The sequence below is a fragment of the Allokutzneria oryzae genome (genome assembly GCF_042429765.1).
Classification (GTDB): domain Bacteria; phylum Actinomycetota; class Actinomycetes; order Mycobacteriales; family Pseudonocardiaceae; genus Allokutzneria; species Allokutzneria oryzae.
The window spans coordinates 61,129-76,884 of sequence record NZ_JBHLZU010000001.1 but is presented as its reverse complement, the minus strand read 5'-3'; the positions used below and the strand labels follow the sequence as shown (position 1 = coordinate 76,884).

The window sequence follows — 15,756 nt, the reverse complement described above, 5'->3', positions numbered from 1 at the left end:
ATGGCGGAAGGACTCCCGGTTCAGCCGCAGCGCAGCACGACCGGTGAGTGCTTGTTGCCCTGGCCCGAGAAGTAGCCGGGCACCGTGCCGTCGTCCCCGGCCCTGCCGAGGTAGAGCGGTTGCGAGGTCCGCACCACGGTGTCCACGGCGGTGGACTGCCACAGGATCGGCACGGCGCCCGCGTCGATCACGCCGACCACGAGCCCGTCGCGGGTGAGGCTCTCGGCACGGTTTCCCTGCGGCAGGAGTTGCGGGTCGCCGATGAACAGCGGCTGGTAGCTGCTGACTCAGCTGACCGACCGGTGGAACCCGCGGCCGGACGCCGACGCGGGGACACCGCGCGCTGGACCGGGCGGGGAACTCGATCCCGCTGCGGCGCGCCTGTGCACGCGTGGGTCGGCTGGCGTGCTCGGGGTTCTCGCGTTTTGTCACCTTGATGCGCGAAAGAGCGCTCCCATTTCGCATCAAGGTGACAAAACGCGAAACGGGAGGGGCGCGGGGGTGAGTACGCCAGGGGGTGGTGAGGTGGTGTCGTCACGTGCGGGACACGACCTAGGCTTTCCGTTATGGCACATGAGGATTTGTCGGGGGCGGTCGCCCTGGTCACCGGATCGTCGAGCGGGATCGGCGCGGCCGTCGCGCACGACCTGGCCGCTCGCGGTGCCACGGTGGTCGTCGTGGCGCGGCGGCGCGAACGCCTGGACGCCGTTGTCGCGGAGATCGAGGCCGCCGGGGGGAAGGCCGTCGCCGTGACAGCCGACCTCACCGACCGGGAGCGGGCCACTGAGGCCGTCGCCGAGGCCGTCGAGCGGGCCGGGCGGTTGGACATCCTGGTCAACAACGCGGGAATCGGGTTCGTCGAGCCCGCTCTGGAGGCTGATCTCGACCACTGGGCGCAGACCGTGGAGATCAACCTGATGGCGGTGCTCTACTGCACCCACGCCGCGTTGCCGCACCTGGTGGCCGCTGCCGAGGGACCGCGCGGCATCGCCGACGTGGTGACGGTCAGCTCCGTCGCCGGCAGGGTGACCGCCCCCGGCTACAGCGTCTACGCCGCCACCAAGCACGCCGTCGGGGCGTTCAGCGACTCGGTCCGCAAGGAGCTCGTCGGGCGGGTCAGGGTCGGCGTGGTCGAGCCCGGTGCCGTGGACACCGAGCTGACCGACGCGAGCAAGGCGCAGTTCGAGTGGCTTCAGCCGCAGGACGTCGCGGATGCCGTGTCCTACATGGTCACTCGACCGCGGCGTGCTGCCGTCTCCGAGCTGTTGCTGCGGCCGTCCGCTCAGGAGCGCTGATCAGGAGCTGAACAGGCCCAGCCTGTCCTTCGGCAGGGTCGGAGCGCTCATCGGCGATGCGTCGGTGAGCGGTTCCGCGTTGCCGCACAAGCGTTTCAGGTCGTCGGTGTCCTGGCAGCGCGCCGGGAAGATCGCCGAGGCGGCACGCCTGGTCAGCTGCCGCACGGGGAGCTCCTTCGCCGAGGCGACGAGAACCACGTTGCCCAGACGCCTGCCGCGCAACACTTGTGGCTCCGCGAGCAGGAGCGCGTGCGGGAAGACAGTGAACAGCGTCGCGAGCAGCCTGCGGGTGAACTCCAGGGCGTTGCCGTCGAAGATGTTGGCCACCACGCTTCCCGATGGCCGCAGCACCCGAGCCACGTCCTCGAAGAACTCGACCGTGGCCAGGCCGGTCGGCACGCGGTCGCGCTCGAAGGCGTCCACCACGACGAGATCGGCGGAGTCCGCGGGCTGCCCGCGCAGCCCGGTGCGGCCCTCGCTCGCCTGCAGGGTCAGCTCCGGCACCTCGTGCAGCCGGAACCGCGACCACACCAGCTCGACCAGCTCCGCATCGGCCTCCAGGACCAGCTGACGCGATCCGGGCCGGGTGGACGCGACGTAGCGGGGGAGCGTGCAGCCCGCGCCGCCCACGTGCACGGCGTCCAGCGCCGCCTCGGGCTCGCCGAGGCAGTCGATCACGTCGCCGATCCGGCGGACGTAGTCGAACTCCAGGTGGGTCGGGTCATCGAGGTCCACATAGGACTGCGCGACCCCGCCGACGCTCAGCAGCCACCCGTCCGGCCGGTCGAGGTCGTTGAGCAGCTCCGCCATGCCGAACCGCACCGGGTACACGCCGGGGGCCGGACCGCCGCTGTCGTTCATCACGGGCAATCCTAGAGCTTGCCGACGAGCGCGGTCGCCACGAGACGGTCCACGATCGGCAGGTGCGCCAGCCGCAGAGCCAGCCGGCGGCCCCGCAGCCGCAGCGGCGAGTCGGGCAGGAACCACTTGGTCCCGCTGCGTGCGACCCGCTGCTTCTCCTCGACCACGGGCCGCCACAGGCGCTCGTAGCTCTCCAGAGCCTCCCCGATCGTCGCCGTCGAGCGCAGTTGCTCGGCGAGCAGGTGTCCGCCCGCCAACCCGAGCGACGCGCCTTGGCCCGCGAGCAGGGACACCGCGTGGCAGGCGTCTCCGACAAGGACCACCCTGCCCTTGCTCCAGCGGGGGACCTCGATCTGCGCGACCTGGTCGTAGTAGATCTCCGACGGTGGCGGGCACTTGGCCAGCGCGCGGGGCACGAGCCAGCCGAGCGAGCCGTAGACCTGGCGCAGCGCGGCCCTGGTGTCCTCCGGCGGGCTCGGGTCCGCGGTGCGGTGGACGGTGAACGTGGCGACTCGCCCGTCCCGCAACGAGTACAGCCCCATCTGCCGGTCGACGGTGTCGGTGAGGCAGAACCCGCCGTGGACCGCGGCGTGCACCTCCGGGTCGTCGAAGGTGAACGCGGCAGTGTGGAATCCGAGGTAGCGCAGGAACTTCCGCTCCGCGCCGAACACCAGCTCGCGCACCGTGGAGTGGATTCCGTCCGCGCCAACGAGGAGATCGGCGTCGAGCGCGCTGCCGTCGTCCAGCCGCACGCGGACTCCGTCCGGGCGGTTGTCCACCTCGACGACCGTGGTGCCGAAGCGCAGGTCCACGTGCGGGGGAAGGGCTTCGCGCAACGCCAGCTCCAGGTCGGGACGCATGATGCTGATCAGCTGACCCTTGATCGCCCGCGCGAACCGCGTGAACCGCATGCTCGCGCGGACCCGGCCCAGCTCGTCGACGTAGCTGGCCCCCTCGATCCGGTAGCCCAGCTCGTGCAGACGGGGCAGCAGTCCCATCCGCCGCGCCGCGTCGTGCCCTGGCCCGAAGAAGTCGATCATGTATCCCTGGGTGCGCGGGCCGGGCGCTCGCTCCAGGACCACCACGTCCTCACCCTGATCGGCCAGCCGGACCGCGAACGCGATCCCGGCGATCCCGGCACCGCACACCACCACCCTCATGGCCGCACCGCCACGAGCCGGCGCAGCACGGGCGCCACCACCTCGGCGGTCGGCTCGGGCAGCAACGCGCGGTGCAGCATCAAGCCGTCCACGGCGGCGGCGAGGACCGCGGCGGTGGCCTCGGGCGTGGGCGCTCCGCGGTCGGCCAGCCACGTCGCGAGCGTGCGCCGGAAGCCGGTGATCACAGTGCTCACGGCCGTGCGCAGGTCGTCGTCGCGCGTGGTGGCCAGGAAGGTCTCGGTGATCAGCAGCGACAGCGGGTCGGTGCCGGAGTACTCCGACAGCGCTCCCAGCAGCACGTCCACCGCGTCCTCGGGTGTCCGCGCCCGCTCCAGCAGCCCGCCGAGGCCGTCCGCCAGCCGCTGGATCGCGCCGACCGCCGCCTCCGCGAGCAGGACCTGGAGTGAGGGGAAGTGGTAGTGCACCAGCCCCGGTGTCACCCCGGCCCGCTCCGCCAGGACACGGGTGCTGACCCCGCTCCAGCCCAACTCCGCGATCAGTTCCGCCGCCGAGTCCGCGAGTCGTCGCCGCACCTCACGGCCTCGGTCCGCCGATGTGACCGCCACCGCGCCCTCCTGATTGGTCGTTCGCCTTGGGCATTCGTCCAAACCATAGCAGGCGCTGTGGTAGTTCTGGGGCATGACGATGTTGTCCGGACGCACGGTCGTGGTCACCGGTGGCGGTAAGGGGCTGGGCCTGGCCTCGGCCACCGAGCTGGGGCGAGCCGGGGCGAACGTGGTGATCACCGGCCGCGATGCCGCCGCGCTCGACACCGCGACGGCGCGGCTGCGCTCCGAGGGCGCGGCCGTGGCGTCCTACGTCGCCGACGCCACCGAACCCGGCGCGATGGCGGAGGTCCTGCGCCGCGCGGAGGTGGTCTTCGGCCCGGTGGACACGCTGGTCAACAACGCCGGGCAGCCCGGTCCGGTCGGCCCCACCTGGGAGGTCGACCAGGACGCGTGGTGGCGGACGATGGAGGTCAACGTCCGGGGCACGATGCTCGCGTGCGCGGAGGCGCTGGAGGTGATGGTGCCGCGCGGCGCGGGGCGGATCATCAACATCGCCAGCCACGCCGGGGTGTTCCGCTGGCCCTTCGTCACCGGCTACTCGGTGTCCAAGGCCGCGGTGGTCAAACTGACCGAGAACCTCGCGGTCGAGCTGCGCCGCCACCGCATCCCGGTGCTCAGCTACCACCCCGGCCTGCTGGAGATCGGCCTGACCGGCAACACGCCCAAGGACAGCACCGACACCTGGACGCGGTACCTCGCGTCGTGGATCGACGGCGAGCGCGAGGCGGGGCGCATGACGCCGACGGACAAGGCGACGGGCATGCTCGTACGCCTCGTCGCGGGTGAGGCGGACAGCCTGTCCGGCCGCTACATCACCGTCGACGACGACCTGGCTGAGCTGCTCAAGTCCGGGTAGCCCGATGCACCACCACCACCACCACCGACGGCCATTCGCGGGCTTATGGACGCTGACGCGCCCCGGCGGACGTCCATAAGCCCGCGAATGGCCGAGTGACCGGCACGGCAGTGGTGGGATGAGTCGCCGGAACAGGCGCCGATCGTGAGTGCGTCAGCCGTCATAGGCGCACTGACCGTCCACAAAGGTCTTGAGGACCTGGATCGCACCGATGTCCTCCGGTGCGACAGCGGTCGGATCCGCTGACAGGACAACGAGATCGGCCAGCTTGCCCGGAGTGATCGAGCCCTTCTTGTGCTCCTCGTGCGAGGTGTAGGCCGAGCCCATGGTGAACGCGTGCAGCGCCTGCTCCGCGCTGACCGCCTCGCCGGGGCTGAACGGCTGTCCGCTCGACGTGAGCTGGGTGACCATCGCCTGCATGCCGAGCAGCGGAGCGCCGAGCACCACCGGTCGGTCGGAGCTTCCGGGCAACACCATTCCCGCGTCCAGCAACGACTTCTGCCGGTAGGTCCACCCGATGCGCTCGGGCCCGACCGCCGCCAGCATCGCGTCGCCGATCTCGTGGGCGAAGCGTCCCTGGGGAACCGCGATCACGCCCAGGTCCGCGGCGCGCAGCACCTGGTCCGGGCGGGCGATGGCGAAGTGCTCGATCCGGTGCCGGGGATCGGCTCGCGGGTAGTCGCGCAGCGCCTCGGCGTAGCTGTCCAGCACCAGGTCGATCGCGGCGTCGCCGATCGCGTGCGTGGCGACCCGCCAGCCGGAGCGGTGCGCGTCGACGATCCGCCGCCGCAGCTCCCCGGCGTCGGCCTGGAGGTAGCCGCGCACGCCGGGGGTGTCGCTGAAGTCCTGGCACATCGCGGCCGTGTGCCCGATCAGTGAGCCGTCGGAGAAGATCTTCACCGGCCCCACCCGCAGCCAGTCGTCGCCGAACCCGGTGCGCACCCCCAGGTCCAGCCCGGTGACGACACCGTCGTCGGCGTGCCCGGCGATCGGGTGCAGCGCGTCGGTGGCGATCATCAGCTCCACCCGCACGTGCAGCAGCCCCCGCTCCCGCGCGGCCTGGTACACCGCGATCTCGATGGGGCTCTTGCCGATCCACCCGCCGCCGATCCCGGCCTCCACGCAGCTGGTGATGCCCTCGCCGAGGTACTGCCTGCCCGCCGCGTCGATCGCGTCGACCAGCTGGGAGACCGGGTAGGGCAGGATCAGCTCGTTGACCAGGCTCTGCGCGGTCTCCTGCAGCAACCCCGTCGGCCGCCCGGAGTCGTCGGTCACCACGAGCCCGCCGGGCACCTCCCTGGCGCGCTCGGCGAGCCCGAGGTCGGCGAGCACCGCCGAGCTGACGACGCACATGTGCCCGGTCGTGTGCTTGACCAGCACGCGGCGGCCGGGCGCCGCGCCGTCCAGCTCCTCGCGGGTGGGATGACCGCCGATCTTCGTGTGGTCGTAGCCGGTGCCGATGACCCAGCCCTCGCCGCGCGCGGCCCGCGCGGCGATGGCGGCGCGCAGCTGTTCGCGCGAGCCGATCCCCGGCGAGCTGAGGTCCACCTCCGACAAGCCCAGCCCGAACCACGCCATGTGGTTGTGCGCGTCGTGGAAGCCGGGCGTCAGCGTCGCCCCGCCCAGGTCCACGGTCCGCTTCCCCCGCAGCTCGCCGGTGTCGGCGGACACCGCGACGATCCGGTTGCCGATCACCCCGACCTCGGCGGCCCTCGGCAGCGCGGGGTCCATGGTCAACGCGGCCGCGTTGGTCAGCACCAGGTCAAAGAGCATGCTTCACTCCGCTCGGGCGAGGGGACCCCACGGAATCGGCGTCCCGTCCTGCGGTGAGAATTCCACGAGCCCGGCCTCCGGTCGCCACACTCTGCCCGCTCTGACCAACTCGGCCGCGTGCCCGGGCTGACGTTGTCGGGGTCGCGAGGCCGGTGGGCCCGACTCCTCTGGTGGCGTTACGAAGCGTCGGACGGCAGGTAGTTCCGGAAAGCCCGGTCGGCTTCCTCGGGGTAGGTGAAACCGTTGCCCTTGGCCACGTCGCGGGCCAGCTCGGCGGTGGCGCGTGCCGCACGGAGGGCGTCATCGGCCTGGAACCCGCCGAACAGTGCGTCGAGCCGCTCCCACACGCCCGGCGCGGCCCACGTCCGCATCTTCGAGCCGCCGTACCAGGTGTCGTGACCGGCGCCGAACCGAGTGACCGCGTGCCACTCGACCATGGTCAACAGGAGCTGCTTCGCCTCCCAGCCATGGCTCTTCGCCACCCACAGCTCGCCTCGGGTGAGGTAGCGCGGGATGTGCGCCAGCTCGAACCAGAACTCCTCGCAGTGCTCGCGGAACTCCTGGGCGTCAGGCAGCTCGCCCTGGGGAGCGGTGCCCTTCGCTGCGGGCAGCCGGGCCGCGCGCCCGTCCAGGTCGAGCAACACCTCGTAACCGCGTTCGTGCAGCTCGTCCAGATGCTCCAGCGGCAGCACCTGGAAGTCGATCTTCACCCCGCCGTCGACGAACCCGAGCCGCGCGGGGTTCTCCCACGGTCCTTCGATCCCGATGCTCACCCATACCGGCCCCAGCTCGGTCCGGTGCGGTCGGGTAGAGCTCGATGTCGTGGTCGGACAGCTCGTCCAGGAACCCGTCCCGCCGCGCTCGCTCCAGCAGCCGCGACACCACAAGCTCCGCAGCCTCGAAGATCACCTTCCCACCGTAGCGCGAACTCTCTCAGGAGAGGGCGGGGAGGAAATCGAGGACGGCGGTAGCGCGGGCGGTGAGGTCGTCGCTGGAGGTGATGCCGAGGTCTTCGCAGACGTCCTCGAACGCGGGGAAGTGCCGTCGGTGCAGCTCCGGCGCGTCGGCGGCGAGGATCAGGTGGCAACGGGCGAACGTCGCGGTGATCCAGAACATGACTTCGCGGTGCGCGCCGGAAGCCGCCAGCGCATGGCTCGCGTCCACGGCGATCGGCCGAGCCGCGGGAGTGATGTCGGTGCTGAAGGGGAACGGTGTCCGCGCCACCGCGGCAGCGGCGTCGAAGGTGTGGGCCAACTGGTCAACGTGGTGTGAAACCCGTTGCGGGGTAAGGCGAGCGCTGCCCAGCAACTCCAGCAGCCTCGTGTGCACCTCGGGTGTGACCAGGTCTCGTACGGCGAGGTAGCGCAGCCGCACGGTCGGGTTGCGCAGCGCCGCGACGAGCGGGATGTGGGTGGATATCCCCGTGGGGAACAACCACGAGGTGACCTGCACGTGCCACGGGGCCGAGTGGTCGATGCGCCGAAGTCCTTCCACCACGCGGTTGCGGGCCTGTGCGCAGCGGCGGCGAACCCACACCTCGTCGGCGAAGTGCTCACCGACCGTTGCCTGGAGCGGCCGGAGAAAGCCGGTCGGATCGGCGATGATCGTGTCCGTGCGCAGTCCGTGTGCGAGGTGGTACGACGACAGCACCTCCTCCGGTGACGCCAGCTCGGAGGTGCTCACGTAGGTCGCTTCCAGCAGTGCGCCCCGGTGCGGGAACTTCCCGAGCTTCGCTGTCGGTTCCTCGGACACGAGCATGATGTCCACATCGGATCCGACTGGTAGTTCGGCGGAATCCGGCATGTCCACTGTGGACCCGCTGAAGTAGGCGGCGCCGGGGTGGGTGCTGCGCACCCAGTCGATCGCGGCGGCGCGGGCCTCACCCACCTTCACGGCGCACCGAGGAGACTCGTCGGAGCGGTCGCGGCATCGTGCGGGAACTGGTCGAGCAAGGCGGTCACGCGATGTTCTCCAAGGAGAGTGGGGAAAGGGCTGCCATGACCTGGCGCCATCCGGCGAGGGCTTCGGGGCCCACCGTGCTGACGACGTCTTCGAGCCGACGCAGCTGCGGCCGGGTCGCGGCGCGCTCCAATGCCTTGCCCGAGGTCGTGGCGGTGAGCACCCGTTCCCGTGCGCTGTGCGACGCGGTGCGGCGACGGACCAGCTCGCGCCGCTCCAGGTCGGCGAGCGGCCGGTGCAGCGCCTGCCGGGAGATCCCCAGCACGCTCGCCAGCTCGCCCACCCCGACACCGGGGCGGTGGCAGATCAGGTGGAGCACGCGGTGGTGGACGCGGTTGAGCCCGCTCTCGGCGAGCACGGCGTCCGCGGCGTCGGCGAAGCCGCGCCAACCGAGGAAGAACAGTGCGATGTCGTGCTCCTCGGCAAACATGTCAACGATGTTGACGTGTTCGGCGGCAGACCGCAACCGCCGGTGCGCCGCCGCCGGTGCGGCCCTCCGACGGCGGCACCCCGTCACCGCTGGCGCAGCCCCGGCACCGGGTGCGGGCCCTCGGTCTCCAGCCGGTAGTCCGTGCCGTACGCCTCGCGGTGCATGTCGATCACCACTTCGCTCGGCGGGTGCTCACCGCCGTTGATGGCCTCCTGCATCCGCTCGAACCGCTCGTGCGCCTCGCGGACGTACCCCGTGCCCAGGGTGGTGAGGTCGATCTGGGTGTCCAGCAGCTCGCGGATGTAGGCCTTGTTGGGCTCGAACGTGACCGGGTGGGGAAGCTCGGGAGCCAGCACCTGCTCGGGTTCCCTGTCGTCGTTCGCGCGCATCAGGTCGCAGGCGACGTGCAGGTGCTCCAGCTCCATGTTGAGGTGCAGCTCCCAGATGGCGCGCACCCTCGGGTCGGGCTCGGTCTCCATGAACGAGTAGTAGAGGTAGCACTCGTTGTACTCGTGGTTGACCAGCCGCTCCCACCAGGTCTCACCGGGGTCCACCAGCGACTCGTAGTGGGTGACGTGCTCTTCCTCGATGAGCCCGATCTCCTGGTAGAGCTGGCGGGCGATCGGTTCCATGTACTGCGGCCCGACGTTCATGTAGAAGTTCATCGTCTGCTGCTCGGCTGACATGATCGTCAGCGCGTGCAGCTTCGAGATGGGGGCGGCCCGTTCCCGGTCGTAGTGGTCGCGGACGTTGTCGTAGGGGTGCCGGTGCTGGTACTTCGTCGGACGGCCCGGCATCACCTCGGTCAGGCTGTCCACGATCCGCTCCGCCTTGCGGCGCTGGATCATCTCGTAGAGGTTCGCGTACCGGTACAGGTGGTCGAAGTCCTCAAGCACGCCGAACTCGTACGCGCGCTTGAGGTACGGATCGGGCTCCATCCGCGCGACCCACGCCGTGAGGTCCACCGCGACCTGCTCGTAGGCGATCGTGGTCTCCAGCGCCGACTCGGAGCCCGGCAGCAGCCAGTTCACCACTTTCTGTTGCTGCTGTTCGAGATAGCGGACCTCGGCGAGCCGCCGCCGCACATCCAGGCTCAGCGCGTGCCTGGCGAACTGGTGGCTGAACAGCGACGCCTCCACCTCGATGCCGTTCATCGCGATGATGCGGCACCGGGTGTACGGATCGACGTCATCGGGGTCGATGGGCTCCACGTCCAGCTCGCGCCAGTTTCGCAGCTGCCGCTCCAGCGGAATCCCACGGTGTTCGAGCGGGTTGAACGTCATCGTGTCTTTCCTCTCGCGGTCTGGTGCCGGAGTGGCCACCGTCCACAGAGGGGAGTCAGCGCCGTGTCGAACCGAGGCAGGACACCGGAGTCCTTGTGCCCACAACGGTTTCGCCGGATGAGTGAGTTTCATCCGCGACAGGTGGAGCAGGATGGTTCACCGAGGGCAGGACGTCTCGCATCCGCCGCTCGGCGTGCTGCACGCCGAGCGTCGGCCACTGCTCCGTTTCCCTCCACGGGTTTCCGGCTGGAGTCTGCTTCCCGGTCGCTCATCGCGGTAAACCCGCCGGGTACGGCCGCGTGCCGGACGGACGAGCGCGGCGAATACCGTTGCCGAGTCATCGGAGCGGGTGAGAGGGCTACTGCGGAGAAGGCACGAACACCGGCACGAGCCGTGGAATCACTCGAACAGTCCAGTCGCGCAACGGTTTTCTTGCGCCATCAAGATGTTCTCCCGCCCCTTGCCCGGAGCGGATCACGGGCGGTCGGGGATCTTCGTCGTCAGCTCGGCCGCGCAGCGGGTGCCGCGCGGGGGGAGGACTCCGTCGGTGAGGTAATGCCCCACGTGCTCACGCAGGCACGTGTTGCCCAGCAGGTACGCGGCGTGCCCGTCGCCGTGCCAGAGCGTCTGCGAACTCGGCAGCTGTCCCGCGACGTGTGCGGCTCCGATGGTGTTGGTGTTCTGGTCCAGCTCGCCGATGCCGACGAGGACCGGGGCCAGCTTGTCGATCTTCAACGGTTGCGGCGGGAAGGCAGCGCCGCCGGAGATCCCCGCGCAGCGCCCCACCTCGAAGCGCCCCTCGATCCAGCCGAAGCGCGGCGCGACCTGCTTGAGCCGCTTCTCGATCGCCAGGAGCTCCTGATAACCGGGCGGCTTCGGGAAGAAGTCGTTGCACTGCGTCATGGAGAGCACGTTCTTGCCAGGAGACGCGTTCAGCTCGCCATAGGTGAGGTCGGTCAGGAACATCCCGGCGTCGCCATCGCGGGCCATCGCCATCGCCTTGGCCAGCACGGGGAACTTCGGCGGAGTCGAGCCGACCAGCGCACCCGCGAAGAGGTGCCGTAGGTCGACGGTCCTGCCCGCTCCTGCGCTCGGGGCTGGCAGCGGGGCGCGCCCGGCGCGGGCGACGAGCTCGTCCCAGACCGCAACCGCGTCCTGGCCGTGCAGGAAGCAGCCCTTCCGCTGTGCGCACCAGTCCCGGAAGTGCTCGAACTGCCGTTCCTGTGCGACGGCGTAGTTGCGCAGCCAGTCCTCCAGCCGGGCCTGCGTGTGGTCGGCCACGCCGTCGAGGTACATCCGTTCGACACGGTCAGGGAACAGCTGCGCGTAGGTCTGCCCGTACACGGTGCCGTAGGAGTTGCCGAAGAACCGCAACCGCTTCTCGCCGAGCGCGACCCGCAACGCCTCCACGTCGTTGGTGGCCTGCCAGGTGTTGAGGCCGTTGAACAGCTCGCCGAGCTGCTCGCGACAGGTGGCGGCGTACTTCGCGTTGAGCTCGGCCTGCTTGCGCCAACCCGCCTCGTCCTCGGCCAGGATGAGTCCGTTGTAGGGGCCGGGATTGTCACCGCAGTCGAACTTCGTGCTGCCGGGAGTCCTGCCGAGGCCGCGTGGGTCGAAGACCACCACGTCCAGCCGCTCGCTCAGGTGCCGCAGGGTGGGCTCGATGTATGGCGGCGGGTCGATCGCGGCGAACGTGCTGTTGCCGGAGCCCAGGTTGGCGATCACGGTCCCGATGCGGTGCTTCGGGTCGCGGGCGGGAATGCGCACCACGTCGATCGTCGTGGCCGGTCCCTTCTGCTTGCGCCAGTCCACCGGGACCCGCAGCGTCGCGCACTGCGCCCCCTTGCCGCAGGCGGTCCACTCCAGCCGTGGTGGTGCCGGTTCGGCCTCGGCTGCGGTCACCGCGCTGAGCAGCGTCAGCGCCGTGGCCGCGAAGGCGAGCCACTTCCTCGTCATTCTCGGGCGTCCTTTCTCCCTGCCAGTACCAACCCAGCCTGGAGCCGCCGGTGACGGCCGACATCTGCCGAAGGACATATCCGCTCTCAGGGGGACCCTGAGGTGCCGCCGCACCACATGAGCACCACCGGATCACCACAGGTTCCACACACGGCGTCGCCAGGATCCGGGCACATGAGACATCCAACCCACCTGGCCGGACTCGTCGCCGCCGCGCTGCTGACCGCGGTGACTGCGGTGCCCACGGCTCACGCGACCCCGGACGACGTTGTCGCGCACCAGGTCGCGACCACCGCGCAGGAGCAGCAGGCGATCCGCGACTACTGGACTCCGGAACGCATCGCCGCGCTCCCGACCATCCCGCCGTCGGGCAAGCCACCGGTCGACGGGCCGGACGGATCGGGGTGGTACGGCGGCGGAGACGTCACGAAGACCGTGGGGCGGCTGTTCTTCACCGAACAGGGCGAGGACGCCAGCTGCACGGCCACGATCGTGCGCAGCGCCAACGGGAACACGGCGGTGACCGGTGGGCACTGCGTGCACAACTTCAACCTGATCGGCGAAGACCCCCATTGGATGGACAACCTCTACTTTGTGCCGGGCTTCCGGGACGGCACGATGCCTCACGGCGGGTTCGTGCCACGCCTGGTGATCACCAGCAGGACGTGGGTGGAGGTTCCGGAGAGCAGCGCCCACGACCAGGCTTTCCTGGTGCTCAACCCGGGCATCGATGGGCGCAGTGCCGCCGAGACCGTCGGGGCCGGCCAGGAGATCGCCTTTGACGTGCCCGGTGCGCGCGAGGCGCGGGAGTTCGGTTACCCGCGCGGTGCGAGCCAGCCGGGACACCAGGGGCGCCCTGAGTTCACCGGCAAGCGCCTCGCGCAGTGCTGGGGTCCCGCCGTCGAGAACCCCGGCGGAGCCGGTCAGTTCGGCGTCCCGTGCGACATGGGCGGCGGCTCCAGCGGCGGGCCGAGGTTCACCGGCTTCGACGTGAACGCGGGCAGGGGCACCGTGGTCGGGGTCAACACGCAGAGCTTCCGCGACGGCGCCGACATCCGGCACCTCGGTGGCCCGCAGTTCAGCGCGACGATCACTCGCCCGTTGTACGACAGGGCAAGCGCAGCGTGAACGTCGAACCCTGACCCAGTGTGCTGGCAGCGGTCACGGTGCCGCCATGAGCCTCCGCGAGCTTGCGGACGATGGCGAGCCCGAGGCCGCTGCCGCCCCCCTGCCTGCCCCGCGACTTCTCCACGCGCCAGAAGCGTTCGAAGACGTGCGGCAGGTCTTCCGCCGCGATCCCGACTCCGGTGTCGGAGACCTCGATGACCACCTCGTCGCCGTCACGTCGTGCCCGCACCGCGACGGTTCCGCCGGTGGGCGTGTGCCGGAGCGCGTTCGCGACGAGGTTGCCGACCGCCTGCCGGAGCCGGACCGGATCCGCGTGCGCCTCAAGCCCTTCCGGAACGTCCACTGTGTACTGGACACCCTCCGGCTGGGTGGACGAGGGGAGGACGTCGGCGACGCGCACTGTCTCCGGGTGCATCCGCAGCGCCCCCGCGTCGGCGAGGGACAGGTCCTGGAGGTCGTCGATGATGTGCTGGAGCAGCAACGCCTCCTCCAGCAGCTCGGCCACCAGGGCCGGGTCCGGGTCGCTCATCCCGTCCTGGATCGCTTCCAGCCAGCCGCGGATGTTGCTCAGCGGTGTGCGCAGCTCGTGCGCGATGTCGCCGACCATGGTCTTGCGCAGCTCCTCCAGGCGCTCACGGGTCTCCGACATCTCGTTGAACGCCGAGGCCAGCTGGGCGATCTCGTCCCGGCCCCTGACCTCGACCCGCGCGCCGCCGCCGTCCTTGACGCGTTGCGCGGCCCCGGTGAGCGCCCGCAGCGGCCGGATGAGGCGTCGCCCGGCGAGCACGGTCACCGCGATGGTGAGCGCCAGGACCGTCAGCGCCACGCCGACGATCCGGACCTGGTTGCCCGGCGAGAGGTCCACAGTGGAGGGTTCGGAACCGCTGGGACTGGTGATGAACAGCAGCGCGGCGGGGGAGACGTAGCGGATGAGCTGCTCGTGCCGCGCGCTCGCGATGCAGGCGCGCACCGGCTGGCCGTCCCGGGGCGCGGGGCGGGTCGCCTCTGCGGCCACCGGCTTCCACGTGCGGTCGAGCCGGACCTCCACCTCGGTCTGGCCGAGGCGGCGGAGGCACCCGTTGACCAGGCCGTTGAGCTCGGTGAGCGCGGCCCGCTCGGTCGGCGTCGGTTGTTCCAGCTCCGCGGGGGAGCAGGTGACGTTGGTGATCGGGTTCGGGCTCTCCAGGCGGGGGCGTCCGCTGGGCTCCTCGACGATGGAGCCGGTGCCCAGCCGCCCGAGCACGCAGGTGAGCGCCTCTTCCGCGAGCCCGCGCAACCGCGCGCGCTCGGCGTCCGGCAGCAGGAACGGGCCGACCGCGTTGGCGTCGATCCGGTCGGCGGAGGCGTCGGGCACCAGGGCGGGATCGACCGCGAGCGGGTCGACGACCGCCGAGGCCGTCGCGGGCACCGGGGTCGGCTCGGCCGCGGAGTCGAAGATCGGCGTCCGGTCCTGGGTGAGCAGCGCGATCCGCCTGCCGGTCTGCTCGGCGAGGGCGCGCACCACCGGACCGACACCGGCCCAGTTCGGGGTGGTCGCGGCGTGGCGCGACAGCGCCGTGTAGATCCGGCTGTCGTTGGCCAGCAGCCTGCCCTGCTCCTGCTTGATCGCGCCGGTCGTGGTCTGCGACGCCAGCCACGCGGTCGCGGTGATCGAGCAGACCGCGACCAGGATCGACGCCGCGAGCAGCCTGGTCAGCAGGCTACGGCGCATCCCGGGGCTCCTCGCCTCCGCTGAGCTTGTAGCCGACGCCGTACACGGTGAGCAGGTGCGCGGGAGCGCGCGGTGACAGCTCGATCTTCTTGCGCAGGTTCTTCACGTGCACGTCGATGGTGCGGTCGGTGAAGTAGCGGTCGATCCCGTGCAGCCGCTCCAGGAGCTGGTCCCTGGTGAAGACCCGTTCCGGCTGCCGGGCCATGGCCTCCAGCAGCCGGAACTCACCGGGCGTGCAGTCCACGCGCGCGCCGTGCGCGGTCACCACGTGGCACACCGGGTCGACGGTCAGCGGGCCGACGCGGAGCACGGGATCGGGCGGCTCCGGCGCGGGCTGCGTCCTGCGCAGCAACGCCCGCACCCTGGCCATGAGCTCCCTGGGGCTGAACGGTTTCGTCATGTAGTCGTCCGCGCCCAGGTCCAGGCCCAGCAGCATGTCGTCCTCTGTGGACCGCGCGGTGAGCATCAGCACCCGCACGCCGGACTCGCGGCGCAGCACCCGGCAGACGTCGAGACCGTCCACCTCGGGCAGCATCAGGTCCAGCACCAGCAGCTCCGGCCGGGTGCGGCGGACCTCGTCGATCGCGGCGCGCCCGTCGGTGACGACCACGACGGAGTGGTGCTCGGCCTCCAGATAGCGGCGCACCAGCCGCGCCTGCCGCTCGTCGTCCTCGGCCAGCACGATCTGCGCGCACATGACGGCCATCCTAGGTTCGCCGTCCCGCCGGAGCCCGGCGGAACGGCGAACCCTCACAACCTCAACACAGTCGCGGCC

15 protein-coding genes are annotated in these 15,756 nt (G+C 70.7%); 3 read left to right on the top strand and 12 right to left on the bottom strand.

Annotation, left to right across the window (positions count from 1 at the left end; translation table 11 throughout):
- Positions 1–20 precede the first annotated feature (20 nt).
- A complete protein-coding gene (locus ACFFQA_RS00325; RefSeq protein ID WP_377849457.1) occupies positions 21–191 on the bottom strand; it encodes a hypothetical protein in 171 nt (56 codons plus the stop codon).
- Between the two features lie 375 nt (positions 192–566).
- Here ACFFQA_RS00325 and ACFFQA_RS00320 point away from each other — a divergent pair, with 375 nt between their 5' ends.
- Complete coding sequence (locus ACFFQA_RS00320; RefSeq protein WP_377849456.1) at positions 567–1,295, top strand: SDR family oxidoreductase; 729 nt, start codon at positions 567–569, stop codon at positions 1,293–1,295.
- Here the strand turns inward: ACFFQA_RS00320 and ACFFQA_RS00315 are convergent, their stop codons facing one another.
- The 3 genes from ACFFQA_RS00315 to ACFFQA_RS00305 are packed head-to-tail and all read right to left on the bottom strand — an operon-like array spanning position 1,296 to position 3,882.
- Complete coding sequence (locus tag ACFFQA_RS00315; RefSeq protein WP_377849455.1) at positions 1,296–2,156, bottom strand: spermidine synthase; 861 nt, start codon at positions 2,154–2,156, stop codon at positions 1,296–1,298.
- Positions 2,157–2,167: 11 nt separating this feature from the next.
- Complete coding sequence (locus ACFFQA_RS00310; protein ID WP_377849454.1) at positions 2,168–3,316, bottom strand: FAD-dependent oxidoreductase; 1,149 nt, start codon at positions 3,314–3,316, stop codon at positions 2,168–2,170.
- Positions 3,313–3,882: a TetR/AcrR family transcriptional regulator gene (locus ACFFQA_RS00305; RefSeq protein ID WP_377849452.1), complete on the bottom strand. Its 570-nt coding sequence runs from the start codon at positions 3,880–3,882 to the stop codon at positions 3,313–3,315. The genes ACFFQA_RS00310 and ACFFQA_RS00305 overlap by 4 nt, the downstream gene beginning before the upstream one ends.
- A 73-nt stretch (positions 3,883–3,955) precedes the next feature.
- Here ACFFQA_RS00305 and ACFFQA_RS00300 point away from each other — a divergent pair, with 73 nt between their 5' ends.
- The gene (locus ACFFQA_RS00300) at positions 3,956–4,741 is read left to right on the top strand and encodes an SDR family NAD(P)-dependent oxidoreductase (RefSeq protein WP_377849451.1); all 786 of its coding nucleotides are present in this window, start codon (positions 3,956–3,958) and stop codon (positions 4,739–4,741) included.
- Between the two features lie 153 nt (positions 4,742–4,894).
- On the opposite strand, the gene ACFFQA_RS00295 is transcribed toward ACFFQA_RS00300, so the two are convergent.
- The 6 genes from ACFFQA_RS00295 to ACFFQA_RS00270 all read right to left on the bottom strand — a co-directional run bounded on the left by ACFFQA_RS00295 (position 4,895) and on the right by ACFFQA_RS00270 (position 12,142).
- Positions 4,895–6,514, bottom strand: coding sequence for an amidohydrolase (locus ACFFQA_RS00295; protein ID WP_377849450.1), 1,620 nt, complete (start codon positions 6,512–6,514; stop codon positions 4,895–4,897).
- Between the two features lie 176 nt (positions 6,515–6,690).
- Positions 6,691–7,287, bottom strand: coding sequence for an aminoglycoside 6-adenylyltransferase (locus tag ACFFQA_RS00290; RefSeq protein WP_377849449.1), 597 nt, complete (start codon positions 7,285–7,287; stop codon positions 6,691–6,693).
- A 160-nt stretch (positions 7,288–7,447) separates the two neighbouring features.
- Positions 7,448–8,407, bottom strand: coding sequence for a hypothetical protein (locus tag ACFFQA_RS00285; protein ID WP_377849448.1), 960 nt, complete (start codon positions 8,405–8,407; stop codon positions 7,448–7,450).
- A gap of 64 nt (positions 8,408–8,471) precedes the next feature.
- On the bottom strand, positions 8,472–8,903 hold the full coding sequence (locus ACFFQA_RS00280) for a MarR family winged helix-turn-helix transcriptional regulator (RefSeq protein WP_377849447.1): 432 nt from the start codon (positions 8,901–8,903) through the stop codon (positions 8,472–8,474).
- Between the two features lie 83 nt (positions 8,904–8,986).
- Complete coding sequence (locus ACFFQA_RS00275; protein ID WP_377849446.1) at positions 8,987–10,186, bottom strand: hypothetical protein; 1,200 nt, start codon at positions 10,184–10,186, stop codon at positions 8,987–8,989.
- Positions 10,187–10,660: 474 nt separating this feature from the next.
- Complete coding sequence (locus ACFFQA_RS00270) at positions 10,661–12,142, bottom strand: alpha/beta hydrolase (protein ID WP_377849445.1); 1,482 nt, start codon at positions 12,140–12,142, stop codon at positions 10,661–10,663.
- Between the two features lie 174 nt (positions 12,143–12,316).
- On the opposite strand from ACFFQA_RS00270, the gene ACFFQA_RS00265 reads away from it, so the two are divergent.
- Complete coding sequence (locus ACFFQA_RS00265) at positions 12,317–13,270, top strand: trypsin-like serine peptidase (RefSeq protein ID WP_377849444.1); 954 nt, start codon at positions 12,317–12,319, stop codon at positions 13,268–13,270.
- On the opposite strand, the gene ACFFQA_RS00260 is transcribed toward ACFFQA_RS00265, so the two are convergent.
- Positions 13,233–14,981: a sensor histidine kinase gene (locus ACFFQA_RS00260; protein ID WP_377849443.1), complete on the bottom strand. Its 1,749-nt coding sequence runs from the start codon at positions 14,979–14,981 to the stop codon at positions 13,233–13,235. The two genes, ACFFQA_RS00265 and ACFFQA_RS00260, sit on opposite strands and share 38 nt — an antisense overlap.
- Positions 14,971–15,678, bottom strand: coding sequence for a response regulator transcription factor (locus ACFFQA_RS00255; protein WP_377849442.1), 708 nt, complete (start codon positions 15,676–15,678; stop codon positions 14,971–14,973). The genes ACFFQA_RS00260 and ACFFQA_RS00255 overlap by 11 nt, the downstream gene beginning before the upstream one ends.
- Between the last annotated feature and the right edge of the window lie 78 nt (positions 15,679–15,756).